The following is a 23,481-nucleotide window of genomic DNA, read 5'->3' on the forward strand; positions in this document are numbered from 1 at the left end:
ATGTTCGGAGCGCTGCGCCTTTTTCTGATCCTGCTGGTCATCCAGACCGTCGCGTACTTCGCCCTGTCGCTCTATTCGCGCGGTGTGCGACGTCGCAAGCTTGAGACCTGGTGGGACGAAAAGGGAAAATCCGGCAATAAAGAAGCGTTTGTCGCGCGCGGTCTGCACGTCTATGACAATTCGTTCCGGCGCAAACTGATCCTTGGGGTCTATATTATTCCTTGGGTTGCGATTGGCGCGTTGATTTATATCGTGAACTACATGTGAGGGTTACGGCATGGCCTATGTGAAATGGGCATTCATCATCATCTTCTGGGGCACGATTGCCGTGATCCTGCAATACTCGCTACCACAGCACGATGTCGTGCGCATTGTGAACACGTATGAAGAACGTCAGGACCTGAACGACTGGACCCGCATTTTCTGGTCCGAACCGGATGATCAGTCGACCAGCCTTTCAAATCGCGATGTGCAGTTCATTCAGGCTGTGCGGGCAAACGGTAAGCCGATCGTCTATCGGAACGAAGACACCAGCTGGGGATGGCCACCGTATTTCAAATTCGACACCGCAAATCTCTACACCGAAGCCAATGACGCGATCTCAAATAAGAATGAGCCGGAATGGGTTGTTGTGACTCATTATGGCTGGCGCAATGAGTTCATGTCGATTTTCCCCAATGCGGTGTTTATCAAGCATGTCGACGGCCCGGATGTTCGCATCATTCCATGGTTCAACATCATTTTCCTGACGGTGTTTTTTGCGATTGTCTGGGCGATATGGGTGCGCTGGCGCAGGTTCCGACAGGCGAAGATCGACCCGATGCTGGAAAATGTCGAAGATGGCCTCTATGCCGCCGGTGACGCGATCGAAGAAAAGCGCAACGGGTTGCGTCGCTGGCTGGATAGCTGGAAGTCGAAATAAATCGTCAGCGACGTTTCGTGCGGTGACCTTCACCGCACGATGAACTCGGCGTGAAGTGCTCCTGCGGCTTTGATCGTTTTGAGAATATCGATCATGTCGCGCGGCGACACACCAAGCGCATTCAGCCCGGCTACGACCTCTGACAGGGTGGTGGCTTCGGGGATTTCTGCCAGCCCGGTGCCTTCCTCTTCTTCGATCCCGGCGATTGTACGGGGAACAACAACGGTTTCGCCGCGCGCAAACGGGTTGGGTTGCACTGCGATTGGCGCTTCTTCGACTGTCAGGGTCAGGTTGCCTTGTGACACCGCGACCCGTGAAATCCTGACCTCTTGCCCCATGACGATGGTGCCGGACCGTTGATCGACGACCACGCGGGCCTTGGTTTCTGGTTCGACCAGTATGTTTTCAATCCGGCCCAGTGCATGCGCCGGTGATATCGATTGCGCCGCTGCGATATTAAGTTCCACCGTCCCGGAGTCCCTCATAATTGCCACGGCCCGGTTGAATTCGATGTTGATCGCGGTCTCGATTCGGCTGGCAGTGGTGAAATCCGGCTCGCGCAGGGCCAACCGCATTTGCGTTAGTGTCGAGAGATCAAAGTCGATCTCACGTTCGACCCGCGCGCCCGAGGGAATTACACCAGAAGTCGGTACGCCTAGAACCACCGAAGCCGCTTCGCCCTCGGCCACGGCCCCCCCGGCCAGAACCGTCCCTTGCGCAACTGCGTAAATCTGGCCGTCCGCTGCGTTGAGGGGTGTCATGATCAGCGTGCCACCCAGCAGGCTTTTGGAGTCGCCTATGGCCGATACTGTCACGTCGATCTGCCCACCAACCCGCGAAAAGGGCGGCAGGCTCGCCGTCACCAAGACCGCCGCGACGTTCTTGGGGCGAAAATCCTCACCGTTCACGTTGACGCCCAGCCGTTCGAGAATATTTGACATGATCTCTTCGGTGAAGGGTGAGTTGCGCAACCCATCACCGGTGCCATTCAACCCGACCACGAGGCCATAGCCTACCAGATCATTGCCCCGCACCCCGTCGAAATCTACGAGATCCTTAAGGCGGATCGAGCCAGCAGACGCGATTCCGGGCAGTAGCATCAATAAGAAAACGAAGAGTCTCATCTCAGGAAATTCACCAGCGACAAGTTGGCATTGCGAACGGTGACCGAATACAGGCTCTCTAGCTGAAACTGGACAGTTTGTAGCTGTGCGGCCGTCTCATGGGGATCGGCTGCTATCAGCTCATTCCGGCTGTATTCCAGGCTGGTCTGTGCAGCACTGTTGCGGGTCGCGGCCTCGTCGATCCGGGCTTCAGCAGATCCCACCTGAGCGCGCAGATTGACGATATCGTTCTGAGTGTTGGCCAGATCAACGCCCAGTTGCGTGAACAGCCCTGTGCGTTGGTCCCGAGGCAGATTCAGAGCATCGTCAGAGACCAATGCAGCAACAGCAATATCCCGGATCGCATCTTTGAGCGCAGGGTCCGTAGCCGTGATCGGTATCCTGACGCTTTCATTCTCGGATATCTGCATCGGTGCCAATGCGGTGTCCGAACCCTGATAGATTGCTGAGTCGAAACCGGCCGGGTCATTGAACCAGTCTTCGGCCGCCTGACGGATATCCGCCGCTGTGGTGTAGCCAGTCAATTCCGCCTCAAGTGCAGCCAACAGCGTGTCGGTCGAGGGCAGGGGTGACACATCCGTGGCCGCGCCGGAATAGAGACTGCGGCCACCCGCCCGTGTGTTCAGGGCGGAGATGTTCGTGTCCAACTCATTCCTTGCCTGCACCGAGGCGTTTTTATGGCTGACCGCCTGGTTGGACGTGCCAAATGACAAAAGGGACGAAGTAAACTCGGTCACGGAATCGTTGACCGTCGTCAGGCTCAGCTGCATGGCATCAGTGAACAGCCCGGCCTCGGCGGTCGAGACCTGATAGGCGTCGAGCCGCGACAGGCTACGGTCCAGGTCCAGCAGATGCGAATAGTCACCATCCAACCGACCGGAGACATCCTGAACCTTGCCGGTGGACATCTCATAAGACAGGGTTTCGATCTGGTTTCTGAGTTCGGTCGAGCGGGCCTGCAATGTCATGCCCCGCGCCAGATCACCGATTGACGTTAAATTCATCCTCACAGCCTCAACAAGGTTTCCATCAATTCATCCACCGCCGATATGACACGGGCATTTGCGGCGTAGGCCTGCTCGATCTCCATCAGGGTCTGAAGTTCCTGGTCGGTATCCACACCTTGTTCCGCCTCGATCCGGGCCATTTCCAATTGCGCATTGTTGGCAAAGATCAGACGTTGGCTGGCGGTATGGGCGTTGGAACCGATATCGGACATCGGTGCTTCGGTCAGGTCTGAAGCGCGCATGTCACCGGTGCCAAAGGGTGATCCGGCCACGGGGCGGGCTGCGTTCAGAACGGCACCAAAGGCCTGCAGCTGCGTGGCGTCGCCTAGATCGCCCGAAGCCACCGCGCCCAACCCGCCGCGCAAACGCCAGCTGCCGCCGCCATTGTCCGGGTCGACAACTGTGTTCAGGTTGATGCGTGAGGCCAGCCCCTCGGGCGCCGTGGCATCGAACCGGTTGCCGGCATCGGTGAACAGGCCCGGATCGGTGGGCAGGGCGGTGGGGTCCAGGCCGGGTGTCTCGAACCGTTCAATCAGGTCTCGGGCGACCGAGTCCAGATTGGCCTGTGCTTCAACCGCCAGCTCATCCCGGATCTCGAAATTTGCCATCAGCGCACCGCCTCTTACCTGCGCGTTGTCACCGCTGGTGCGCACCGGGTTGCCGTTCATTTCCAACCCCGACAGCAACCCATTTCCTACGGTCATATGGGGCTTTGTGTCTCCAGTCGTGGTAAAGGAAAACTCGGCGGCGGTCCTTTCCAATAGGATCAGACCACCATCGGAATAGAGCGACACCTGATCGTTCGCGCGAGGCACCGCATTCACCGGCACCAATGCGTTGACCTGATCCACCAAGACCTGCCGCTGATCCAGCAATGCCGCAATGTCACCGCCCGAATGTTTGACTGAAGGGATTTTGGCGTTCAGCTTCTCAATTTCCTTGAGGGTCTGGTTCAGGCTGTACACCTGCTTGCCAATCGTCCGATCCGCGTCCGACCGCAGTTGCCGTACGCTTTCGGACGCCCTGTTGATGCTTTCAGCCAGATCGCGACCGGTCCGAGCGACCTGATCCAGCCGCTCGGACGAGTCGGGCAGGCTGGCAGCCGTGATCAGGCTGCTGTCGAACCCGGCCAGCCGGGCGGCAAGGGATGTTGGGTCGTCGGCTGTACCGACAACGCTTTCTACCCCGGCGTGAAAGTTGGAGACCGCTGTTTGGTATGCCAGGTCCGCGTCGGTTGCGCGTCGGTTGGCTGTCAGCACTGGGTCTTGGTTCCGGATCACACCAACTGTACGCACTCCGGTGCCCGAAATCACATTTGTCGTCAGCTCCAGCGACCTGCGGGCATAGCCGGGTGTCCGTGCGTTGGCGATATTGTCCGACACAACCGACGTGCCTCGACGCGCAGCGGTCAGACCGCTAACTGCGTTGTTGAATGCCGTCGACAAGTTCATGAGTCAGCTCCCCTTTCCTGGCCAAAACCTAAATCAGCGTTTCAGGTTGGTGGTTTCCTGCAGCATTTCATCGACGGTCTGAATCACCGTCGCGCTTGAGGAATAGGCGCGCTGCGTCTGGATCAGCGAAGTCAGCTCGGTCGCGATGTCCGTGGTCGATTCCTCGCGCGCAAAGGACACAAGATCTCCGGTCGGCCCCTCACCTGCGTTCCACAGGAAGAATGTGCCGCTGTCCCGCGACGGCGCATAGGTCTGGCTGTCAAGCGCAGTTAGGCCGTTAGGGTTGGGCACATCCGCCAACGGAATCTGGAACATGCGGCGGCTGACACCGGTGTCATAGAAGGCATAGACATAGCCGTTTTCATCGACCTGAACGCTGGTCATCGTGCCCACAGCCGAGCCGTCACGGGTGATCGAAACCGGAGCAAACGTGTCCGACAGCTGCGTGATGCCGTCCGGGTCACCGATCTGGCCGATATTGATCTCCATTGGCCCGCCCGCAACGTTGACGACGACACTGCCGGTGGTGAGATCATATGCGCCACCCGAAACCGGCGTGACGCTGGCCAGAGTGCCGCCTGCGGTGCGGCTGTCGGTGAAGGTCAGGGTATATTCCCCTATCACCGCCCCGCCCGAGGCCGAATCGCGCAGAACCATGGTCCATTCATTGCTGGTGCCGGTGGCAGGGACGGTTGGCACAAGCTCGATATCGACGCTTTCGGACTTGCCCAGGTTGTCGAAATACTCAACTGACAGAGGCTGTGTATCGCCCGGTGCGCCTGAATCGGTGGCCGTGGCGGGCAGGTTCATGCGCAGGTTCATCTGTGTTGTCGGAGAGCCGGACAGTTGATTGACGCTCAGCTGCACCGGCTCCAGTGCCGCCGGCGTATCGCGGGGAACCGCCGGGATCGATCCATCGGCGTTCGCGCGCCAGCCCAGCAGAACCAGACCGGATTCGGTGACCAGATAGCCTTCGTCATTGGTGCGGAACGATCCGGTCGTTGTCAGCAGCATCTCATTCGATCCGCCCGCTATTTGTGAACTTGGGCGCACCGGCAGCATGCCCCGACCCCGCACCGCCAGGTCGGTCGAATTGTTGGTGGTCACCAGCGATCCACGCTGATCAATCAGACGCTGGCTGGTGGTTCTGACCCCGCCCGCCGAATAGCTGCCACCCTGGCCCGAGGTGACCATGGAATGAAAATCCGTCTCGACGCGCTTGTAGCCGAAGGTCGACGAATTCGCGATGTTGTCGGAAATGGTGGCCAGCCGGTTGGCGTTGGCCTTCAATGAGGCCACACCGGCATTCAGCGAGGAGGAAATCGTCATTGGCACGCCCTTCTGTTGCGTCAAATGTTGATGCAACAGCTAGCGCACAGCCTCTTAACAGCGCGCTAACAGGTAAAATGCCGTCTATCCTTTCGCAGTCATGTGTTACGCAGAAAGATGATCTCAATCCGGTTGTTGCGCACTGCCATCGGATTTTCATCAGATAGTTCTCTGTCAGCGTGCCCGGTAATCCGATCCAGCCGAGCCGCTGCAAAACCCTTATCTTCAAGTAGTTGCCGAACCACCTGCGCGCGCGAGGTCGACACGTCCCAAGACGGATCCCGTGCCAAAACTACGGGAGAAGCTCTGACATGTCCCTCAACCGATACGTCATTGGTAACCAGATCCGAGGATCGCGCCACCAGCAACGCCAGCGCCCGCATCATCGGAGTGGGCTCATTCGTGCCCGATTCGAACAGCGGTTGATCCTCGGTATCAAACAGCTCGACCACCAAACCTTTGTCGGTGACGCGGGTGACGATGTGTTTCAGCACCTTGTCTGACACCATGCTTTCTCCAGTATGACCCAAAAGCTGTGCTTCGAGCGTGGAAAAGTCCTCAGACATTTCCTTGCCACCGTCAGGGTTTACCCCGATCGACCCGCGCGCCTGCCGGGCGATGGTTGGATGCCGTTTAGCAGCGCCTGAACCATCCATTACCATCGTCCGTTCGGAGAACATATTGTTTCCGCCAAAGGCCCCGTCACCACCACCCGAGACCGGGTTCACCGGAATCGTCGGAGAGAAGTAATCCGCCAGCCCTTTGCGTTGAGTTTCCGTCGTTGCGTTCAGCAGCCACATCAACATGAAGAACGCCATCATGGCCGTGACAAAGTCGGCATATGCGACCTTCCACGCGCCACCGTGATGGCCATCGCCACCTGACACACGTTTCTTCTTGATGATGATTGGCGCCGCATTGGTTTGCGCACCCATCTCCACCACCTTTTTCTATCACCCGACTACAGGCGTAGCCGGGCAGGTCTTAAGGTGGGCTTAACACTTAAAACTGTCCGGATTTCCTCAGCGCGGCGGGTTTGCACCGGCGCGCCGCAGGATCAGTTGGAGACGGTTGAAACTGTTCTGGATGCCGTCAGGCTCGGCTGTGCCGAAGAACGCATCCAGTTCTTCATGCACACGCACGGCCTGATCCAGTAGCGGGTCTGCGCCCTCGGCATAGAGCCCCGCCTTGATCATCACTTCGGACTGCTCATAGCTGCCAACCAGTTTACGAACCTCCGAGATCATTTGGTTTTCTTCCGGCGCCGCCGCCCCCGGCAGGCTGCGCGAGACCGAGCGGCTGAGGTCGATGGCTGGGAACCGTCCGCGCTCGGCGATGTCGCGGCTGAGCACGATATGCCCGTCCAACACGCCGCGCAGAATATCGGCCACCGGCTCGTCCATGTCCGACCCGGCGACCAGAACGCTGAACACGGCGGTGATGTCGCCCTGAGCGGAGGTTCCGGGACCGGCGCGTTCGCAAAGCCCGGCAATCAGTGGCGTTACCGACGGAGGGAACCCGCGCAACGAAGGCGCTTCACCCATCGCAACCGCGATTTCGCGATGCGCTTCGGCAAAACGGGTCACCGAATCGGCGAGGAACAAAACGTTCAGCCCCTGATCGCGTAGAAACTCGGCCACCGACATTGCCGACCACGCGCAACGCCTGCGTGCAAGGGCAGACTGGTCGGAGGTCGCCGCCACAACGACCGAGCGTTTCATCCCTTCGGCCCCAAGCGCGTGTTCGACGAATTCATTCACCTCGCGCCCGCGTTCGCCTACCAATGCGACCACGACCGCATCCGCCTGCATCGACTTTGCCAGCGTCGCCAACAAGGTGGATTTGCCCACACCCGACCCGGCGAACAGGCCAATCCGCTGGCCCTGCACCACCGGCAGCATGGTGTTGAGCATCGCCAGCCCGGTCTCCATCCGCGCGCCCAGTGGCTTGCGGTTCACGGCGGGGGACGTAGCGCGCATGATGTCCTGCTCCTGTGTGCCCGACAGCAAAGGCTTGCCGTCCAGTGGTTTGCCGAACGGATCGACCACCCGCCCTAGCCAGTGCATCCCCGGTGCAAAAGCGGGCGTCTGGTCCAGAATCACCCGGTCGCCCAGACAGACCCCATCAGGAGCCGCCGTCGGCATCATGTGAATCATTTCCGATTCGACATGCTGAACCTCTCCGGCCAGATCCGGTCCGCTGCGCTGTCGCAGCGTCAGGTGATCCCCGATGCGGGCATGCCCCTCAAGCCCTTGTATTTCTATAACCCCGCGCGCCACGCCGGACACGCGGCCCATATGACGCACGGCGGACAGGCGGTCGAATTCGCATTTCAAAAGCATCGGGTCGAGATTGGACATCGTGGGTTCTCCAACGGGTTTCTGAAAACGCTTTCTAAAGGAATCGGGGTTAAGCCTTGATTGAAATTGATCGAGGGAGAAGCCCCGATGTTCTATGACCTGAACGTCTTTAAGACCGCGTACGCAATGGCAACCCATGCCGGGCAACGGCAGGCTATCGTCGCGCGCAACATGGCCAATGCGGATACGCCGGGCTACCAGCCCCGCGATATCGAGGCCTTTCAGAAAGCATTTGAAAACAGCGGGCGTGAGGTGGCGATGACTGCCACGCGGCACGGCCATCTGCACGGCGGCACCGGCCCGCAGCCCTGGCCCGAGTTCGAGGTTGATCCGTCAGGCGACCCGAATGGCAACGGCGTGTCCCTTGAGGAAGAGATGCTCAAGGCCGTCGAGGTGCGCAGGCAGCACAATGGTGCGCTGGCGATCTACAAGTCCTCGATGAACATCCTGCGCGCCAGTCTTGGCCGGTCGTAACGGGGGATTGAGATGAGTGATTTTTCCCATTCCCTGACCGCTTCGGCCAGCGCACTACGGGCGCAGGCGGCGCGGTTGCGCCACGTGTCCGAGAACATCTCGAACGCCGATACGCCGGGATACCGGCGCAAGACAGTGCCGTTTGAGACGGTCGAAAAGGGCGGCAACGAAATGGTGCAGGCCGGGCGCGTCAGGCTGGACCGTCGTGAGCTGTCCCGCATCTATGACCCCAGCCATCCGATGGCCGATGACACTGGCCACTACCGCGGCTCGAATGTCGATCTGATGATCGAGATCGCCGACGCGCGCGAGGCGCAGCGCAGCTACGAAGCCAATCTCAAGATGTTCGACCAGACACGCCAGATGTCGTCGAGCCTGATGGAACTCCTCAGAAAATAAAGGACACCAGAATGGATATCCGATCCCTCAATGCCGCCCAAAGCTATGCCTTTGCCCGCCCGGCCACGCAGGCCGACCCTGACCACGCGGGAATGGCGCAGGGGTTGCGATCCACCTTTCAGGATTTTGCGGCAACGCTGAAACATAGTGAGCAGGTGGCGCAGACCTCGATGATGGGCGAGGCCGATCCGCATGCGCTGGTACAGGCGCTGGCACAGACCGAGCTGGCCGTGGAAACGGCTGTAGTGGTGCGCAATAAAGTGGTCGAGGCCTATCAGGAAATCCTGCGGATGCCGGTCTGATCCGATGCTCAGCGAAGGTCTCTTCTATGACATCGTGCGTCAGGCGCTGTGGGTCGCGGTGATCACTTCGGTCCCGATTCTGGCGGTGGCGCTGGTATCCGGCCTGATCGTCGGCCTGTTTCAGGCGCTGACCTCGGTGCAGGAGATGACGCTGACCTTCGTCCCCAAGCTGATCGCCATTGTCATCGTGTTCTGGATTTCCATGGGGTTCATGACCCAGACGCTGGTGACCTTTTTCACCACAACCCTCATCCCGCTGATCGCCGGAGGTCGCTGATGGATACAGCCTATACCACCTTGTCCCGCCAGTCCGGGCTGATGAATGAAATGCGGCTGGTGGCAAACAATATCGCCAATGCCAACACCACCGGATATCGTGCGCAAGGCCTCGTGTTTTCCGAATTCGTCCGCGACCTGCCGGGTAACCCGTCCCTGTCCATGGCGCGGGCCGAAGTGCGCAATACCTCGCTGCAACAGGGTCTGTTGACCGAGACCGGAGGCCAGTTTGATTTCGCCATCGAAGGGGATGGGTTCTTCATGGTCGAAACGCCTTCGGGTAATCGGCTTACAAGGGCTGGGGCCTTTTCCCCCAGTGCCGAGGGGGATTTGGTCACCATGGACGGTTACCGGGTTCTGGACAGCAATGGCGCGCCTGTTTTCATTCCCCCGGACGCCGCCTCGATCGACGTGGGCAGTGACGGTACGCTCAGCATCGAAGGGCAATTGCTGGGTCAGATCGGTGTCTACCGCGTGGCCGATCCCAAAACATTGGTGCGAGAGGGCAGTACCCAGTTCCGGGCCGAGGGCGAGATCGATCCGGTGGAAAACCCCGTCGTCCTGCATCGGTTCCTCGAAGGCTCGAATGTCAACGCAGTCGAGCAGGTGACCCGGCTGGTGGAAATCCAACGCGCCTATGAGCTGGGGCAGAGCTTTCTGGAAACCGAAGACGAACGTCTGCGCGGCGCGCTCAAGGTGCTGATGCGTTGATTTGTGAAAAGGAGATTCTGATATGCGGGCTTTGAAAATTGCAGCAACGGGCATGACCGCGCAGCAGATGCGGGTCGAGACGATCTCGAACAACCTCGCGAACACCAACACCACCGGCTACAACGCGCGGCGGGCCGAGTTCGCGGATTTGCACTATCAACAGATGGCGCGGGCCGGAGCGGTGAATGCCAATGACGGAACCGTTCTGCCCACTGGTATTCAGCTCGGCCTGGGCGTGCGTCCATCGGCGGTTTCGGTGCAGTTGGCGCAGGGCGCATTGTCGGCCACTGGCGGCGATCTGGATGTTGCCATTGAAGGTCGCGGTTATCTTGAAGTCACTCTGACCAACGGACAATCCGGCTTTACCCGTGATGGTAGCCTGAAACGCTCGGGCGAAGGGTTGATCGTGACGTCCGACGGCTATGCGGTGGCGCCGGAAATCACCATTCCCGACGATGCTCGGTCGATCTCGATCAATGCTTCGGGCGAAGTTTACGCCTATTTCGACGACGCGCCCGAAGGTCAGTTATTGGGGGAACTCACGCTGGCCAGCTTCTCGAACGCCAAAGGACTTGAGGCGATCGGCAGCAACCTGTTCCGAGAGACGGAAGCTTCAGGCGCGCCGGTGGTAGGCACACCGGGCGAAGACGGGTTGGGTACCTTGCGGCAGGGGTATCTTGAGGACAGCTCGGTCGATGCGGTGCGTGAAGTGACCGAACTGATTGAGGCGCAGCGCGGGTATGAGATGAACGCCAAGGTCATTTCCGCCGTCGATCAGATGATGGGCGCAACCACACAGGTGCGGTGATGCGGGTTCTGATCCTGATACTGCTGCTGACACCGATTCCCGTGCTGGCTGACATTGTCGTGCCAACCCGAACCATCCGGGCCAAAGAGATCATCTCGGCGACCGATTTGCAGCTCGAGGCTCAGCAGGTGTCCGGCGCTGTATCCAATCCGGAATTTCTGATCGGGCAAGAGGCGCGCATCGCGCTCTACCCCGGGCGCCCCATACTCGCAGGCGATGTGGGGCCACCCGCCCTTGTGGACCGCAACGATCTGGTCGTTCTGGTCTTTGACCGCCAACCCCTGTCGATCACGGCAGAAGGCCGCGCCCTAGGGCGTGGCGCCGCCGGAGACCGCATTCGGGTCATGAACCTGTCTTCCCGCACTACCGTCACTGGCGTTATCCGACCGGACGGCCAAATCGAGGTGAAATGATGTCAGCACTCTCAAAGTCCTTGCTATGCACCGTTTTGGTCATTTCAGCCTGCGGGCGCATGGATCATCTCGGAAAACCGCCGAGTTTTACTCCAAATGAGGATTCCCCCGAACATGTCGCCATGCTGTGGCCGGGCTTGCCTTTGCACACTCAACCTCAGCGCAATGTCGATCAGTCCTCATTGTGGAGTGGCGGGCAGAATTCGTTGCTGGGAGATCAGCGAGCGATCAAGAAGGGTGATATTTTGACTGTTGTGATCGAGCTGGACGAAAAGGCCGAATTCTCGAATGATACGGAGCGTTCACGTTCGGCCTCGGAAAGCTTGGGGATTGTCGGCCTGTTCGGATTGCCGCAGCGTGCTGCCAAACACTTGCCGGATGGCGCGTCGCTGGCGGACGCCGTTGAAATTGACTCGTCCTCGGAAAGCACGGGCGAAGGGTCTGTCAAACGCAAAGAAAAGCTGACACTGCGGGTGGCGGCGACCGTAATTGACGTATTGCCGAACGGGGTGCTGTCGATTTCGGGTTCGCAGGAATTGCGCGTGAACTTCGAACTGCGTGAGCTGTTGGTTCAAGGCTACGTGCGGCCGCAGGATATCTCGCGCAAGAACGAGATCACGTATGACAAGATTGCTTCGGCCCGTGTGTCCTATGGCGGACGCGGTCAGATCACCGATGTGCAGCAACCGCGATACGGCCAGCAGATCCTGGACGCCGTACTGCCGTATTAAGGAGCGGACGTGATGATGAAACTGCTACCCGTCGTGTTTTTGCTGGTCGGGCTTGGGGCCGGTATCGGAGCCGGAGTTGTTCTGGCCCCGCCCGGAGAGACGAAAGAGGACGCAAAGCAAGAAGACACTAAGGCAGAAAAGCTCAATGAGAATTCCGACGAGAAAAAAGACAATGCGGGAAAGAAGGACGAGCAGAGCGACTATGAATACCTCAAGTTGACCAAGCAGTTTGTGGTGCCCGTGGTTGACACAGACCGCATTGCTGCCCTGGTCACCATGTCGCTAAGTCTTGAGGTCACTCCCGCCATGACTGAAGCCTTTTATGCGCGTGAGCCAAAGCTGCGCGACGGGTTTTTACAGGTCATGTTCGATCACGCCAACTCCGGTGGCTTTGATGGTGCGTTCACCGACTCGGACAATATGAACGTTTTGCGCAAAGCCTTGCTGGAGACGGCACGAAAAGATCTTGGCGATGACGTGTCGCAGGTATTGATCATGAGTGTCAGCCGTCAGGATGTCTGATCCTGACGGCTCCGCGCTGCTAGTACGTGTGCATTTTCCTGTTCTGCGCGCGTTTGAGCGATTCTTCCCGTGCCACCAACAGATTCCTGACGGCCTGTTTGCGCCCGAAGGCAGTGCGCAACGCTTGCATCGCTGACAATTTTTGGGCCCGAAGCCGTGCCAGTTCCATGTTCAGTTGCCGCCGCGTGGACGCTTCCCATCCGTTCCACAGAACATCCGTACCCGTGACGCGGTAGCCCTCGGCTGAAGTGCTGTCCTGACGCGTTTGTTTTACCTGCGCATCCAATCTTAGCAGTTGTTGCTGCACGCGCGCCTCGGCTTCAAGCAGCGGGCGTAGCGTGTTGTACTCTTTCTGGAACGCAGCCTCGGTGACCTTCTCGAGGTCAATCAGCCCGGTGTGTTTCATCTGATCTGTCCTTTTGCCCGCTTGCGCATCGCCTCAGCAAAGCGGATCGCGGCGGCGACCGGGCGATAGTGCTCTTCTTCAATTTCCAGTCCGATCTCCACCGTCGCATGCAGAGCGCGAGCGGTAGGGGGATCGGGGTGAATCGGAACGCCAGCTTCCATAGCACGCGCGCGAATCGCGGCAGCCACCTCGTCCACGCCCTTGGCCAAACAGACAAGGGCAGAGCCTGCCGTCCGGGCCCATTTCAAGGCTACCGCGTAGTGGGTAGGGTTAACGATAACGACATCCGCCGAGGGTACGTCCGACATCATCTGGTTGGTGGCAATATCCTGCGCGCGCTGGCGGCGTTGCTGTTTGACATGCGGGTCGCCCTCGGCGTCCTTGGTTTCGTCTTGGATTTCTTTGCGAGACATGCGGTTCTTGCGCATGTGTTCCGCGTATTGCCACAGGTAGTCCACCACCCCGATGGTCAGAGCCGCCGCGATGACGATGAACAGAAATCGAAACAGCAGGTTCATCATCAGCATCACCGAGGACCGCGCGGGCGCGGCGCTGGCCGACAGGATCTCACTGAGGTTCGCACGCAGGAACAGCGCCAGGCAGGTGCAGTAGATCACCAGTTTCACAAAGCTCTTGGTGAATTCGAACAGGCCACTGCGGCCGAACTTGCTCTTTGCGTTGGACGGGATGGAAATGCGGGATAGGTTTGGTTTCAGCTTGGTAGGCGCGAAAATCAGCGCGCGCTGGGCGATCAGGTTCAGAAGTACGGCCGAAGCGGGCAGGGCAAACAGGATCGTGACCGACAGCAGCGCCGTTTTCACCATCCCCCCGACCGGGCTGGCGGCGGGTCCATCGGTCAGCAAAGGGCTGATCTCATCCGCCTGGTCGATCAGCACGACAAACAGGCTTCCCATGTTCTGAACGCTGAGTTGCCCGGCTGCGAAAAGGGCGATCAGAAACCCGGTATAGGCGGCCACCACGGACAGGTCGTTGGATTTGGCAACTTCGCCCTTTTCGCGCGCCTTTTGCAGTTTCTGCGGCGTCGGCTCGTAGGATTTGTCGCTGTCGTCGTCGGATCCGCTCATCTTGGGCCCTCAAGCGGGTTCAGCATGAAGGCGAACAGGGCATCGGACCAGACCGAAAGGATCAGCGGCGCGCCCGCGAACAGCAGGAACAGACCCGCGAATGTGATGGCCGGGGCACCGACAAAGGCCACCATAAGCTGCGGCATCGCGCGGTTGATGACCCCAAGCGCAAGGTTGTAGATCAGCGAGGCGATGACAAATGGCATGGCCAACGCAAAGGCCAGCCCAAAGCTGCGCGCGATTTGCTGTACCCCCCAATTCGACAGGTCCGGGGCCAGGGGCGGCTTGTCCATTGGAAACATCGTATAGCTGTGAATCAGGAACTGAGCGACTCGGATGTGTAGGCCCAGCAGCACGGCCAGTGTCAGCCCGGCCAGTGTGAGCAGATACCCCATCGCGGGCACAGGGTCTGCTGCCGCAGGACCTAAAATCTGTGACAGCGACGTCGCTTGGGCCGCAATCGACCCTGCCGTTTGCAGGGCCAGAACGAACAGCCGCAGCGCCATTCCCAAGGCCACCCCGATCAGCACTTCAGTCAGGACCAATCCTGCCATTGGCAGCAGATCGGGTTGGGCGACAGGCGGCGCAATCGCTGGCGTCACAATAAGGGTAAAGGTCATCGCGATCCCAAATTTGACCCGGGTTGGGATACTGCGCTCACCAAAGGCGGGCAGCAGCGACACAGTGGCCGAGACGCGCAGGAACACGGCAAAGAGATGCCACAGACTATCGCCCAGTTGGGGCAAGAGTTCTGGCGGCAGCGCGATCACGCGGGCACCGTTCCAACCAATGAGGGCCGCGCCTCGAGCCCGATTTCCTCGAAGGACAGAACCGGGTTGGCGATGCCGCGGGCGTGCATGATGGTGCGCAGCAGCCGTCGCCGCCGGGTCGAGGTCACCACCGCCGGGAACAGCCCGTGATCGGTGGATTGCGCCACGCTGTCGACCACACCGTCGGCCAGTTTGTTGAACAAGTTTGGCGGCAGCGCGACGTCCAGCCCCGCATTGGGCGCGTCGATCTGATAGGTGGCTAAAGTGTCTTCCCATTCCGGGGCCAGCTGGATCAGCGGGATCGAGCCGTCCTCGCGTTTCATCTCGGCCACCAATTGGAAGCCCAGCCGTTGCCGGACCAACTCGCAGATGCCTTCGGGCTGGGTGGTGATCAGGCGCGCCTCGGCCACGCTCTCCAGGATCAGGGCCATGTTGCGGATCGAGACACGTTCGTCCAAAAGCAACCGCAGCACGGCATGCAGCGTGTCAATCGGCACCTTGTCGGGGATCAACTCGTCCAGCAGTTTACGGTTGGCTTCAGCCCGGACCGGATCGCTAAGACGGGTCATTTCGGACAGCAGGCGGCGCAGGGCCTTCAGCGTCAACAGGCGCGAGAAGTTCTGTTTGATGATTTCCAGCAGGTGCGTGGCCAGAATTTCGGGCGGAGAGACGATAGTGGCCCCGCTCATCGCGGCGGCCTCCTGATCCTTGGGCAATATCCAGCGGGCAGGTGCGCCGTAGACGGGCTCCTTCACGTCATTGCCCTCGGGCAGCATGTCGTGGTCGTCCTGCACCAACGCCAACACCAGATCGGGGTTCAGCACTCCGCGGGCCTGCTCGACCCCCTGCACCTTGACCACATAGGTGCCCATAGGTAGATCGGCCCGGTCGGTCAGGCGGATATCAGGCAGGATCAGACCAAAGCTCGAGGCCACATAGGTCCGCATATTGGCGATACGCGCGTCCAGTCCGGTGCCGGGGTTCAGGACCATGCTGACCAGATCAGGCGCGAATTCCAGATGCACATCGTCCAAATCCAGAATGTCCCCAATGGCCTGTGAGACCGGCGTGTCATCCTGGAGCGCTGGGGTCAGCGCTTCATCCTCAGTGGCCCTTTGCTTGCGATGGACGTTGAAGGCCGCATAGCCCAGCACGCCCGCGCCCAGAATGAAGGGCAGGAAAGGCAGGCCGGGAACCAGTGCAAACAGCACCATCAGTACGGCAACCGTTCCCAGCGCTGCCGGGTGCCGACCCAATTGCGAGAAGATCGCGTTGTCAGTCGCCCCTTGCGTGCCGCCGCGCGCCAGCAACAGGGCCGACGCGATTGAGATGATCACAGCCGGGATTTGCGACACCAGACCGTCGCCGACGGTCAGGATGGCATAGGCCTCAAACGCAGATGAGATTGGCATGCCATGCACGATCACGCCCATTATCAGACCCATCACCAGATTCAGCAGCGTGATGAGCAAACCGGCAATCGCGTCGCCCTTGACGAATTTCGACGCCCCGTCGAGCGAGCCGAAGAAGGTCGTCTCCTGCTGTTCACGCTCGCGCCGTTCCTTGGCCTGCTGGTGGTCGATGGCCCCGGCGGACATGTCGCTGTCGATGGCCAGTTGTTTACCGGGCATCCCGTCCAACGCGAACCGCGCGCCAACCTCGGCCATACGCGCAGCCCCTTTGGTGATGACCATGAAGTTCACGATCAGCAGCACCCCGAACACCACCAGCCCCAAAAAGATACTGCCGCCCATGACGAAATCGGCAAAGCCCTCGATCACGTCCCCGGCGGCGTTGGGGCCGGTATGCCCCTCTCCGATAATCAGCTTGGTCGAGGAGACGTTCAGCGACAGCCGCAGCATCAGCGAGGCCAGCAGGATCGTCGGGAAAGAGGAGAAATCCAGTGGCCGTTCGATGAATAGTGTTAGGGTGAAGATCAGGATCGCCAGTGCGAACGAGGCCGCCAGCCCCACATCCAGCACCCAGGCGGGCATCGGCAAGATCATCATCACGATGACCGTCATCAGCGCCAAGGCCAGTAGCACGGTCGGAGAGAACAGGGAACGGGCGTCGATCTTGGGCACGCGGGTCTCCTAGTTGAACGAGATAAAGGCGGTGGCGGTGCCTGAGGGCGGAACCAGAGACCCCAAAACGCTGCCGGATTGCGGCAGGTTGACCGGGATCAGTGGGGTTGCGGCAGTAGTGAAAGGGTCGCGCGACACTCTTTCTGGGGCGGCGGGCAGGTTCTGGTCCAGCTGTGCCAGCACGGTTTGAAACCTGCCGGAATAAGCATTGGCCATAGATGGCGTGCGGGAATGATAGGCCCCCACGGCAGCGGGCCATGAGCCAAGCTCGGCGTAGAGCTTCTTCAAGAAACGCGCAGCATAAGTGGCGTTTTCATCCGGGTCGAACATGGCGTCGATCGACCGGAACGCCTTGCCGTGCCAGCGGTAGTTGATCTGGAAGCAGCCGATGTCGAAGCCACGTTTGCCCGCCTTGAAAATGTTGAAAACGTAGGTTTTGGCCTCGTACTCAGACTTAAACCAAAACCCTTGCCCTTCGACATTGATGGTCCAGGGCCAGGGTTCCAGCCGGCCGTCGTTTATGCGTCCAGTCTCCACTCGTGCAATCGCGCGTAGCACGTCCAGCGGTACGTCCTCGGACAGGGCGGCGCGTCGGGCGGCGTTATCGCAAATTCCTGCCACGCGCACGTCAGACATGGCAAATCCCTGTTGCGCCACGCAAAACGCAAAGAAACTTAAGCCAAGGAAGAAACGATGGGGCATTCTGCCGGTCCGGGATTCTGGTCAGTCCCGGTCAAGCTAGGCGCGCTACGGTTTACAGAGGGTTATCAGCCGCTCAGATTCGATCAATCCGACGGCCGAAGACGACACTGGTATTGGTACGCAGCACGCCGGGGATTTTAGCCAAGTCATCGACCAGAATATCCAGATCCTCGATCCGCGGGGCCTCGGCGGACAGCAGCAGGTCGAACTCACCGTTGATCGAGAGGCAGAGCTTCACTTCGGGGTAGGCCTCGAGCCGTTTGATGATGCGTGTGGTTTCCTTTTGCTGCACTTCCAGCAGCACGACTACCTGCACGCGCGGGGCGTCTTCTGGGGTGTTCAGAACCACCGAGTACCCGGCGATCACGCCGCTCTCTTCCATTCTGCGAATTCGCTCATGCACGGTGGTCCGGGCTACGCCCAGTTTCGCGGCAATCTTCGAGGTAGACTCGCGGGCGTTGTGCTGCAGGGCGGCGATGATGCGTCGGTTTAGCTGGTCCATTGTGGTTAAGGTGTAATGCACAGGGACCGGGAGGCTCAAGGCATGTCAGCGCGTTCTTTGGAAACGGCTTTTTGCCACGGGTATGACCGACATCGGACCCGGCAGGCTCTCAGGGCTATAGGCAAGCCGCAACTGCTAAGCACCCGATGCCATTTTCCAACTGAAACCATCAGGGTCAAGAAATCCGCGTATCTAGGATGTATTGTATTGATAGCGTTGAGTTTGCGGTCCAAACCTCCTATCTCGGGGACGATATCGCATAAAGGAAGACCCCCGTGGCGAACCACCTGTATAAAAACGACCTGCCGGACGGGTTGGATCTGGGCCCTGTAGTGGCCATCGACTGCGAAACCATGGGATTGAACCCGCATCGCGACCGCCTCTGCGTGATCCAGATGTCAGGTGGAGACGGCAACAGCCATATCGTGCAGGTGGAAATTGGGCAGACCGAGGCTCCGAACCTGTGCGCCATGCTGGAAAACCCTGACGTGCTCAAGCTGTTCCACTTTGGCCGGTTTGACATTGCCGCGATGTACCACACGTTTGGGGCATTGGCCGCGCCGGTCTATTGCACCAAGATCGCCAGCCGTCTGGTGCGCACGTATACCGACCGGCACGGTCTGAAGAACCTGTGTCAGGAGCTGATTGGTGTGGATATCTCGAAGCAGCAGCAGATGAGCGACTGGGGTTCCGAAACCCTGACCGACGCGCAGCTGGAATACGCGGCCTCAGACGTGCTGTACCTGCATCAACTGCGTGAGGCACTGGACGGACGACTCGCCCGCGAAGGCCGCACCGAGATGGCACAGGCCTGTTTTGACTTCCTGCCGATGCGTGCGAAACTCGATCTCGCCGGTTGGCCAGAAACGGATATTTTTGCGCACTCATGACCGATACCGAAGCATTCCTGAGAACCGCCCGCCAGGTTATCACCGACGAAGCCCGCGCGCTGGACGTTCTGGCCGACAGCCTGAACGAAGACTTTGCCGAAGCCGTACAGATGATCTTGCAAGCGCCGGGCCGCATAATCATCAGTGGCATCGGCAAGTCGGGCCATATCGGCCACAAGATCGCTGCCACACTGGCCAGCACGGGGACGCCGGCCTATTTCGTGCATCCGGCCGAGGCCAGTCATGGCGATCTGGGCATGGTGTCCAGGGGCGATGTGGTTCTGGCGATTTCGAACTCGGGCGAAGCACCGGAATTAGTAAATCTTCTGGCCTTTACCCGCCGTTTCGGCATCCCGTTGATTGGGTTGTCCAGCAAGCCAGAAAGCACGCTGATGAAACAGGCGGACGTGCACCTGCTGATCCCGTCAATGGGTGAGGCCTGTGGCTTCGGCATGGTGCCTTCGATCTCGACCACGTTGACATTGGCGATGGGCGACGCACTGGCGATTGCGCTGATGAAATACCGCGATTTCAAACCCGAAGATTTCCGCGCTTTTCATCCCGGCGGCAAGCTGGGCGCGCAGTTGTCCACGGTGCGTGATCTGATGCACGAGGATCTGCCGCTTGTCCCCGTTGGCACGCCAATGAGCGAGGCGTTGCTGGTGATGAGCCAGAAGAGTTTCGGCGTCGTCGGCGTGACGGACGAAGGCGGTCGTCTGATGGGGATCGTGACGGATGGTGACCTGCGCCGGAACATGGACGGGTTGCTGAACAAGACCACCGAAGAGGTCATGACCCGTGACCCTCTGACCATTGCGCCGAATGCCATGGCGGAAGAGGCAGTTTCGATCATGAATGATCGCAAGATCACATCGCTCTTCGTGGTGGACCCCGAGACTCAGGGGCCGGCACAAGGGCTGTTGCACATCCACGACTGCCTGCGCGTCGGGCTGGGTTAGGCGGAGGGTTGCGCGGTGGACGGGCATTCACGCAGGGTACAGTTTCTAAAGGTGTTGCTGCCGCTGGTGGCCATCTTGATGCTGTCCACGGTTTTTCTGCTGTCACGCAGTATTGAGACCAACGTGTCCGTCCCCTTTAGCCAAAAAGATATCGATGAACGGTTGACCGAGCAGGTGGTGACGCAGCCCAAATATCAAGGCACCACGCGCAAGGGTGAAGAGGTCCGGATCGAGGCGGTCCGGGCGACACAGGGAACTGAAGCCTCGGTCCCGACCGCAGCTGAATTTCAAGGCCGCTTGGGTCTGTCGAACGGCGGTGTCATCACATTGGATTCCAATTCCGGCATGATCCGGCCGGATAAGAATACCGCGACCTTTGTGGGTGATGTGGTCATCACCTCGACTGACGGTACTGAAATCACAACCGATCTGCTGAACACCGCGTTGGACGAAATCCGTGGGGATGCGCCGGGTCAGGTTAACGGTACTGGCATCATCGGTAACTTTTCCGCAGGTGGCATGACTTTTGGCACAGAAAAAAAAGACGGACCTGTTCATATTATTTTTACAGACGGCGTGAAGCTGGTATACGAGCCGCAAAAGGCAGAAAGATAACCTGTGTTCGATTTTCGTTTAGTCCCGATTTGTCTTGTGCTGACCATTGGCGCTTATTCTGCAGCTGCGCAGGAGACTCAGGTTGCTTTTGGCGCTGTCAAAGCTGACCCGACCCAGCCGGTCGAAGTGACCTCGGAATCCCTGAACGTCAACCAGGAAGACGGATCAGCCGAGTTTTTGGGCAATGTGATTGTGATTCAAGGTGAAATGCGCCTGACCGCCGAACGGGTTCTGGTTGTTTATAACGAAGAACGCTCGGGTATCGAGCGGATGGAAGCGGTCGAGGACGTGGTTCTGATCAGCCCCCCGGACGCGGCGCAAGGCGATTGGGCCGAATACACCATCGACTCTGGCGTGATCGTGATGAAGGGCAATGTGCTCCTGACGCAGGGCCCCAGCACCATCACCGGCGATCAAATGAATGCCAACCTGACCACCGGCACGGCGACAATGACGGGGAATGTGAAAACCATCCTGCAGCAGGGTGCCAACTGATGGCGCGTCCCGAATTGACCGTGGCCGAAGGCAATTCCGGTCTCAGAATCGAAAAGTTACGGAAATCCTACCGCAAGAAGACCGTGATCAGGGACGTCTCGATGACACTCGACCGGTCCGAAGTCGTGGCACTGTTGGGCCCGAACGGGTCGGGCAAGACGACCACTTTCTACTCGGTCGCCGGGTTAGTGTTCCCTGAGGCGGGCACGGTAACGATTGACGGGCAGACGGTGACAACCCTGCCAATGTATCGGCGTGCGCGGCTGGGTATTGGTTACTTGCCGCAGGAAATGTCGATCTTTCGCGGTATGAGCGTCGAAGACAACATCGCCTCGGTCCTCGACATTACGGTAAAACACGCCCACCGCCGCAAGGAGCGACTTGAGGAATTGCTGTCAGATTTCTCGATCGAACATTTGCGACGCGCTCCGGCCTTGGCGCTGTCGGGGGGGGAACGTCGCCGCGTTGAAATTGCGCGTTGTCTGGCCGCTGACCCGAAATATTTGCTTTTGGATGAACCCTTTGCGGGTGTCGACCCGATCAGCGTGGGTGATATCCGCCACCTTGTGGCTGATCTGAAGAAGCGCGGTATCGGAGTTCTGATTACCGATCACAACGTACGCGAAACGCTGGAAATCGTAGACCGCGCTTATATTTTGCATGATGGGCAGGTGCTGATGTCCGGAACCCCGGATGAAGTGGTGGAGAACGAGAACGTCCGCCGCGTCTACCTGGGCGAAAATTTCCGGATTTCATGAGCTTGCGCAGAAATGCGCCGAGTGCATGGCAGAAATCACGTATATACACGTCTGTTTTGATTGACTCTTCCGCCGTCTCTTGCCTCAATTGGGCCATGGCATTTCTTCGGTTCCCGTCTGGATCACGATGCTCCTTCTTCGAAAGGGGAACAGTATGGCTACCGCAGGAAATGTCTCTACCCCCCACCCGATAAAAAAACATGTGTCGCGTTACGTGACGTCAGAATGGGTGTGAATTGTGAAGGAGATCACATGCGTTACCAAATCAGCGGAAAACAGATCGACATCGGTACGGCGCTGCAAACTCACGTGCAGAGCGAACTGGGCGAAGTCGTGGGCAAATATGCCCAGCGCCCGACAGATGCCAACGTCGTCTTTTCCCGTTCAGCGCATGAATATGTATGCGAAACCACCGTGCATCTTTCCACTGGCCTGACAGCTCAGGCCAAGGCTCACGCAACCGAAATCTATGCGGCTTTCGAAGGCTGCTGCGATAAAATGGAAACCCAGTTGCGGCGGTATAAACGCCGTCTGAAAGACCACCACAAGGACCGGTCTGAGCCTGTTGAACTCTTTGGAGCGTCGTCATATATCCTCGCTTCTGACGAGTCTGAGTCGGCAGCCGAGCCCGAGTCTCTGCAGCCGATGATTGTGGCTGAGATGGAAACCAAGATCCCGTCGCTGAGTGTTGGTGAAGCCGTTATGCAGATGGAACTGGCCGGTGCTCCGGTGCTGGTGTTCCGGAATGAAAACAAGGACGGATTAAACGTCGTATACCGCCGGGAAGACGGTAATATTGGCTGGATTGATCCGTAACAGGCAAGAATAGCAAAGGCATGCCCCTGCACATGTGGGGGCGTTGCCGTGGAGCATGATCATGGAGCTTTCGAGCATACTGAAGCCCGAAGCAGTTCGCGTACTGTCCGCCGCTTCCAGCAAGAAGCGGTTGTTTCAGGAAATCGCTGACGTAGCTGAGGTGACCCTGAGCCTTGACGCTCAGGTTGTTGTTGACGGGTTGCTCGAACGGGAAAGCCTGGGGCCGACCGGTGTAGGGCACGGCGTGGCTCTGCCACATGCGCGGATGGCTGAACTCGAATCCGTTTCGGGTGTCTTTGTCATGCTGGAAAAGCCGATTGATTTCGGATCGGTCGACCGGCAACCGGTGGATATCGCCTTTGCTCTGTTTGCGCCGGAAGAAGCCGGAGTGGACCACCTGAAGGCGCTTGCTTTGGTATCCCGCACCTTGCGCGACACTTCGGTTTGCGCAAAATTGCGAGCCAACCCGGATCCGGTCAAACTCTACGCTATTCTGACCGAAGCACAGTCTATGCAAGCGGCGTAAGCGGTTTTAGATACAAAAAAAGCCCCCGATTTTTCGGGGGCTTT

Annotated in this window: 30 protein-coding genes; 18 read left to right on the top strand and 12 right to left on the bottom strand. The window is 59.0% G+C overall.

Annotated features, from left to right (window positions below):
• Positions 1–267: a hypothetical protein gene (locus tag ABLN94_RS14900; RefSeq protein WP_352993581.1), complete on the top strand. Its 267-nt coding sequence runs from the start codon at positions 1–3 to the stop codon at positions 265–267.
• 10 nt (positions 268–277) lie between these two features.
• A complete protein-coding gene (locus tag ABLN94_RS14905; RefSeq protein WP_170491319.1) occupies positions 278–922 on the top strand; it encodes a DUF1523 family protein in 645 nt (214 codons plus the stop codon).
• 29 nt (positions 923–951) lie between these two features.
• On the opposite strand, the gene ABLN94_RS14910 is transcribed toward ABLN94_RS14905, so the two are convergent.
• From ABLN94_RS14910 to ABLN94_RS14935, 6 genes are all read right to left on the bottom strand, one after another.
• Positions 952–2,046: a flagellar basal body P-ring protein FlgI gene (locus ABLN94_RS14910; protein ID WP_352993583.1), complete on the bottom strand. Its 1,095-nt coding sequence runs from the start codon at positions 2,044–2,046 to the stop codon at positions 952–954.
• Positions 2,043–3,050, bottom strand: a complete 1,008-nt coding sequence (locus ABLN94_RS14915; protein WP_352993585.1) for a flagellin — start codon at positions 3,048–3,050, stop codon at positions 2,043–2,045. The genes ABLN94_RS14910 and ABLN94_RS14915 overlap by 4 nt, the downstream gene beginning before the upstream one ends.
• 2 nt (positions 3,051–3,052) lie before the next feature.
• A complete protein-coding gene (gene flgK, locus ABLN94_RS14920) occupies positions 3,053–4,504 on the bottom strand; it encodes a flagellar hook-associated protein FlgK (protein WP_352993587.1) in 1,452 nt (483 codons plus the stop codon).
• A gap of 33 nt (positions 4,505–4,537) precedes the next feature.
• On the bottom strand, positions 4,538–5,833 hold the full coding sequence (locus ABLN94_RS14925) for a flagellar hook protein FlgE (RefSeq protein WP_352993588.1): 1,296 nt from the start codon (positions 5,831–5,833) through the stop codon (positions 4,538–4,540).
• Between the two features lie 98 nt (positions 5,834–5,931).
• A complete protein-coding gene (locus ABLN94_RS14930; RefSeq protein ID WP_352993590.1) occupies positions 5,932–6,768 on the bottom strand; it encodes a flagellar motor protein MotB in 837 nt (278 codons plus the stop codon).
• 87 nt (positions 6,769–6,855) lie between these two features.
• A complete protein-coding gene (locus ABLN94_RS14935) occupies positions 6,856–8,193 on the bottom strand; it encodes a FliI/YscN family ATPase (RefSeq protein ID WP_352993592.1) in 1,338 nt (445 codons plus the stop codon).
• Positions 8,194–8,280: 87 nt separating this feature from the next.
• Here ABLN94_RS14935 and ABLN94_RS14940 point away from each other — a divergent pair, with 87 nt between their 5' ends.
• From ABLN94_RS14940 to ABLN94_RS14980, 9 genes are read left to right on the top strand one after another with little or no spacing between them, the layout of a single operon-like run.
• On the top strand, positions 8,281–8,667 hold the full coding sequence (locus tag ABLN94_RS14940) for a FlgB family protein (RefSeq protein ID WP_352993593.1): 387 nt from the start codon (positions 8,281–8,283) through the stop codon (positions 8,665–8,667).
• Positions 8,668–8,679: 12 nt separating this feature from the next.
• Positions 8,680–9,066, top strand: a complete 387-nt coding sequence (gene flgC, locus ABLN94_RS14945; protein ID WP_352993594.1) for a flagellar basal body rod protein FlgC — start codon at positions 8,680–8,682, stop codon at positions 9,064–9,066.
• 11 nt (positions 9,067–9,077) lie between these two features.
• Positions 9,078–9,368 (top strand): flagellar hook-basal body complex protein FliE, encoded by a 291-nt coding sequence (gene fliE / locus ABLN94_RS14950; protein ID WP_352993595.1) that lies wholly within the window; start codon positions 9,078–9,080, stop codon positions 9,366–9,368.
• A 4-nt stretch (positions 9,369–9,372) separates the two neighbouring features.
• On the top strand, positions 9,373–9,645 hold the full coding sequence (locus tag ABLN94_RS14955; protein ID WP_058282142.1) for a flagellar biosynthetic protein FliQ: 273 nt from the start codon (positions 9,373–9,375) through the stop codon (positions 9,643–9,645).
• The gene (locus ABLN94_RS14960; protein WP_352993597.1) at positions 9,645–10,355 is read left to right on the top strand and encodes a flagellar hook-basal body complex protein; all 711 of its coding nucleotides are present in this window, start codon (positions 9,645–9,647) and stop codon (positions 10,353–10,355) included. Before ABLN94_RS14955 ends, ABLN94_RS14960 begins: the two co-directional genes overlap by 1 nt.
• Positions 10,356–10,377: 22 nt before the next feature.
• Positions 10,378–11,163 carry a flagellar basal-body rod protein FlgG gene (gene flgG / locus ABLN94_RS14965; protein ID WP_352993599.1) on the top strand — a complete coding sequence of 262 codons (786 nt, stop codon included), beginning with the start codon at positions 10,378–10,380 and terminating at the stop codon, positions 11,161–11,163.
• A complete protein-coding gene (gene flgA, locus ABLN94_RS14970) occupies positions 11,163–11,576 on the top strand; it encodes a flagellar basal body P-ring formation chaperone FlgA (protein ID WP_352993601.1) in 414 nt (137 codons plus the stop codon). The genes flgG and flgA overlap by 1 nt, the downstream gene beginning before the upstream one ends.
• Entirely contained in the window at positions 11,576–12,307 is a 732-nt protein-coding gene (flgH, locus tag ABLN94_RS14975; protein ID WP_352993602.1) for a flagellar basal body L-ring protein FlgH, read from the top strand. The genes flgA and flgH overlap by 1 nt, the downstream gene beginning before the upstream one ends.
• A 12-nt stretch (positions 12,308–12,319) precedes the next feature.
• Positions 12,320–12,829 (top strand): flagellar basal body-associated FliL family protein, encoded by a 510-nt coding sequence (locus ABLN94_RS14980; protein WP_352993604.1) that lies wholly within the window; start codon positions 12,320–12,322, stop codon positions 12,827–12,829.
• A 19-nt stretch (positions 12,830–12,848) separates the two neighbouring features.
• Here ABLN94_RS14980 and ABLN94_RS14985 read toward each other — a convergent pair whose 3' ends face one another.
• The 6 genes from ABLN94_RS14985 to ABLN94_RS15010 form a co-directional block, all read right to left on the bottom strand.
• Positions 12,849–13,235 carry a hypothetical protein gene (locus ABLN94_RS14985; protein ID WP_352993606.1) on the bottom strand — a complete coding sequence of 129 codons (387 nt, stop codon included), beginning with the start codon at positions 13,233–13,235 and terminating at the stop codon, positions 12,849–12,851.
• Positions 13,232–14,320 carry a flagellar type III secretion system protein FlhB gene (flhB, locus tag ABLN94_RS14990; RefSeq protein WP_352993608.1) on the bottom strand — a complete coding sequence of 363 codons (1,089 nt, stop codon included), beginning with the start codon at positions 14,318–14,320 and terminating at the stop codon, positions 13,232–13,234. Before flhB ends, ABLN94_RS14985 begins: the two co-directional genes overlap by 4 nt.
• Positions 14,317–15,090 (bottom strand): flagellar biosynthetic protein FliR, encoded by a 774-nt coding sequence (locus tag ABLN94_RS14995; RefSeq protein ID WP_352993610.1) that lies wholly within the window; start codon positions 15,088–15,090, stop codon positions 14,317–14,319. Before ABLN94_RS14995 ends, flhB begins: the two co-directional genes overlap by 4 nt.
• Positions 15,087–17,114 (bottom strand): flagellar biosynthesis protein FlhA, encoded by a 2,028-nt coding sequence (gene flhA / locus ABLN94_RS15000; protein WP_417750526.1) that lies wholly within the window; start codon positions 17,112–17,114, stop codon positions 15,087–15,089. Before flhA ends, ABLN94_RS14995 begins: the two co-directional genes overlap by 4 nt.
• Before the next feature lie 69 nt (positions 17,115–17,183).
• On the bottom strand, positions 17,184–17,876 hold the full coding sequence (locus ABLN94_RS15005) for a lytic transglycosylase domain-containing protein (protein WP_352993614.1): 693 nt from the start codon (positions 17,874–17,876) through the stop codon (positions 17,184–17,186).
• Positions 17,877–17,949: 73 nt separating this feature from the next.
• Positions 17,950–18,417, bottom strand: coding sequence for an Lrp/AsnC family transcriptional regulator (locus ABLN94_RS15010; RefSeq protein ID WP_352993616.1), 468 nt, complete (start codon positions 18,415–18,417; stop codon positions 17,950–17,952).
• 236 nt (positions 18,418–18,653) lie between these two features.
• Here ABLN94_RS15010 and ABLN94_RS15015 point away from each other — a divergent pair, with 236 nt between their 5' ends.
• From ABLN94_RS15015 to ABLN94_RS15045, 7 genes are all read left to right on the top strand, one after another.
• Positions 18,654–19,268 carry a ribonuclease D gene (locus ABLN94_RS15015; protein ID WP_352993618.1) on the top strand — a complete coding sequence of 205 codons (615 nt, stop codon included), beginning with the start codon at positions 18,654–18,656 and terminating at the stop codon, positions 19,266–19,268.
• The gene (locus ABLN94_RS15020) at positions 19,265–20,227 is read left to right on the top strand and encodes a KpsF/GutQ family sugar-phosphate isomerase (protein WP_352993620.1); all 963 of its coding nucleotides are present in this window, start codon (positions 19,265–19,267) and stop codon (positions 20,225–20,227) included. The genes ABLN94_RS15015 and ABLN94_RS15020 overlap by 4 nt, the downstream gene beginning before the upstream one ends.
• A 15-nt stretch (positions 20,228–20,242) precedes the next feature.
• The gene (lptC, locus tag ABLN94_RS15025; RefSeq protein WP_352993622.1) at positions 20,243–20,842 is read left to right on the top strand and encodes an LPS export ABC transporter periplasmic protein LptC; all 600 of its coding nucleotides are present in this window, start codon (positions 20,243–20,245) and stop codon (positions 20,840–20,842) included.
• 3 nt (positions 20,843–20,845) lie between these two features.
• A complete protein-coding gene (locus ABLN94_RS15030; RefSeq protein ID WP_417750523.1) occupies positions 20,846–21,337 on the top strand; it encodes an LptA/OstA family protein in 492 nt (163 codons plus the stop codon).
• Complete coding sequence (gene lptB, locus ABLN94_RS15035; protein ID WP_170491247.1) at positions 21,337–22,095, top strand: LPS export ABC transporter ATP-binding protein; 759 nt, start codon at positions 21,337–21,339, stop codon at positions 22,093–22,095. The genes ABLN94_RS15030 and lptB overlap by 1 nt, the downstream gene beginning before the upstream one ends.
• A gap of 252 nt (positions 22,096–22,347) precedes the next feature.
• Entirely contained in the window at positions 22,348–22,911 is a 564-nt protein-coding gene (gene hpf, locus ABLN94_RS15040) for a ribosome hibernation-promoting factor, HPF/YfiA family (protein ID WP_170491244.1), read from the top strand.
• 61 nt (positions 22,912–22,972) lie between these two features.
• Positions 22,973–23,437, top strand: a complete 465-nt coding sequence (locus ABLN94_RS15045) for a PTS sugar transporter subunit IIA (RefSeq protein WP_170491241.1) — start codon at positions 22,973–22,975, stop codon at positions 23,435–23,437.
• The last annotated feature ends 44 nt before the right edge of the window (positions 23,438–23,481 follow it).

Source organism: Ruegeria sp. SCP11, from assembly GCF_040329455.1.
Taxonomy (GTDB): Bacteria; Pseudomonadota; Alphaproteobacteria; order Rhodobacterales; family Rhodobacteraceae; genus Ruegeria; species Ruegeria atlantica_E.

What these genes read in the sequence shown, in the direction of transcription:
- ABLN94_RS15005 (WP_352993614.1), bottom strand. Translation starts at nt 17,876, where the DNA reads ATGCCCCATCGTTTCTTCCTTGGCTTAAGTTTCTTTGCGTTTTGCGTG.
- flhB (WP_352993608.1), bottom strand. Translation starts at nt 14,320, where the DNA reads ATGAGCGGATCCGACGACGACAGCGACAAATCCTACGAGCCGACGCCG.
- ABLN94_RS14980 (WP_352993604.1), top strand. Translation starts at nt 12,320, where the DNA reads ATGATGAAACTGCTACCCGTCGTGTTTTTGCTGGTCGGGCTTGGGGCC.
- ABLN94_RS14930 (WP_352993590.1), bottom strand. Translation starts at nt 6,768, where the DNA reads ATGGGTGCGCAAACCAATGCGGCGCCAATCATCATCAAGAAGAAACGT.
- ABLN94_RS14910 (WP_352993583.1), bottom strand. Translation starts at nt 2,046, where the DNA reads ATGAGACTCTTCGTTTTCTTATTGATGCTACTGCCCGGAATCGCGTCT.
- ABLN94_RS14935 (WP_352993592.1), bottom strand. Translation starts at nt 8,193, where the DNA reads ATGTCCAATCTCGACCCGATGCTTTTGAAATGCGAATTCGACCGCCTG.
- flgC (WP_352993594.1), top strand. Translation starts at nt 8,680, where the DNA reads ATGAGTGATTTTTCCCATTCCCTGACCGCTTCGGCCAGCGCACTACGG.
- flgG (WP_352993599.1), top strand. Translation starts at nt 10,378, where the DNA reads ATGCGGGCTTTGAAAATTGCAGCAACGGGCATGACCGCGCAGCAGATG.
- flhA (WP_417750526.1), bottom strand. Translation starts at nt 17,114, where the DNA reads ATGACGGTCATCGTGATGATGATCTTGCCGATGCCCGCCTGGGTGCTG.
- flgK (WP_352993587.1), bottom strand. Translation starts at nt 4,504, where the DNA reads ATGAACTTGTCGACGGCATTCAACAACGCAGTTAGCGGTCTGACCGCT.
- hpf (WP_170491244.1), top strand. Translation starts at nt 22,348, where the DNA reads ATGCGTTACCAAATCAGCGGAAAACAGATCGACATCGGTACGGCGCTG.
- lptB (WP_170491247.1), top strand. Translation starts at nt 21,337, where the DNA reads ATGGCGCGTCCCGAATTGACCGTGGCCGAAGGCAATTCCGGTCTCAGA.
- flgH (WP_352993602.1), top strand. Translation starts at nt 11,576, where the DNA reads ATGTCAGCACTCTCAAAGTCCTTGCTATGCACCGTTTTGGTCATTTCA.
- flgA (WP_352993601.1), top strand. Translation starts at nt 11,163, where the DNA reads ATGCGGGTTCTGATCCTGATACTGCTGCTGACACCGATTCCCGTGCTG.
- ABLN94_RS14915 (WP_352993585.1), bottom strand. Translation starts at nt 3,050, where the DNA reads ATGAATTTAACGTCAATCGGTGATCTGGCGCGGGGCATGACATTGCAG.
- ABLN94_RS14985 (WP_352993606.1), bottom strand. Translation starts at nt 13,235, where the DNA reads ATGAAACACACCGGGCTGATTGACCTCGAGAAGGTCACCGAGGCTGCG.
- ABLN94_RS14905 (WP_170491319.1), top strand. Translation starts at nt 278, where the DNA reads ATGGCCTATGTGAAATGGGCATTCATCATCATCTTCTGGGGCACGATT.
- ABLN94_RS15020 (WP_352993620.1), top strand. Translation starts at nt 19,265, where the DNA reads ATGACCGATACCGAAGCATTCCTGAGAACCGCCCGCCAGGTTATCACC.
- ABLN94_RS14925 (WP_352993588.1), bottom strand. Translation starts at nt 5,833, where the DNA reads ATGACGATTTCCTCCTCGCTGAATGCCGGTGTGGCCTCATTGAAGGCC.
- ABLN94_RS15045 (WP_170491241.1), top strand. Translation starts at nt 22,973, where the DNA reads ATGGAGCTTTCGAGCATACTGAAGCCCGAAGCAGTTCGCGTACTGTCC.
- ABLN94_RS14900 (WP_352993581.1), top strand. Translation starts at nt 1, where the DNA reads ATGTTCGGAGCGCTGCGCCTTTTTCTGATCCTGCTGGTCATCCAGACC.
- ABLN94_RS14955 (WP_058282142.1), top strand. Translation starts at nt 9,373, where the DNA reads ATGCTCAGCGAAGGTCTCTTCTATGACATCGTGCGTCAGGCGCTGTGG.
- ABLN94_RS14940 (WP_352993593.1), top strand. Translation starts at nt 8,281, where the DNA reads ATGTTCTATGACCTGAACGTCTTTAAGACCGCGTACGCAATGGCAACC.
- fliE (WP_352993595.1), top strand. Translation starts at nt 9,078, where the DNA reads ATGGATATCCGATCCCTCAATGCCGCCCAAAGCTATGCCTTTGCCCGC.
- ABLN94_RS14960 (WP_352993597.1), top strand. Translation starts at nt 9,645, where the DNA reads ATGGATACAGCCTATACCACCTTGTCCCGCCAGTCCGGGCTGATGAAT.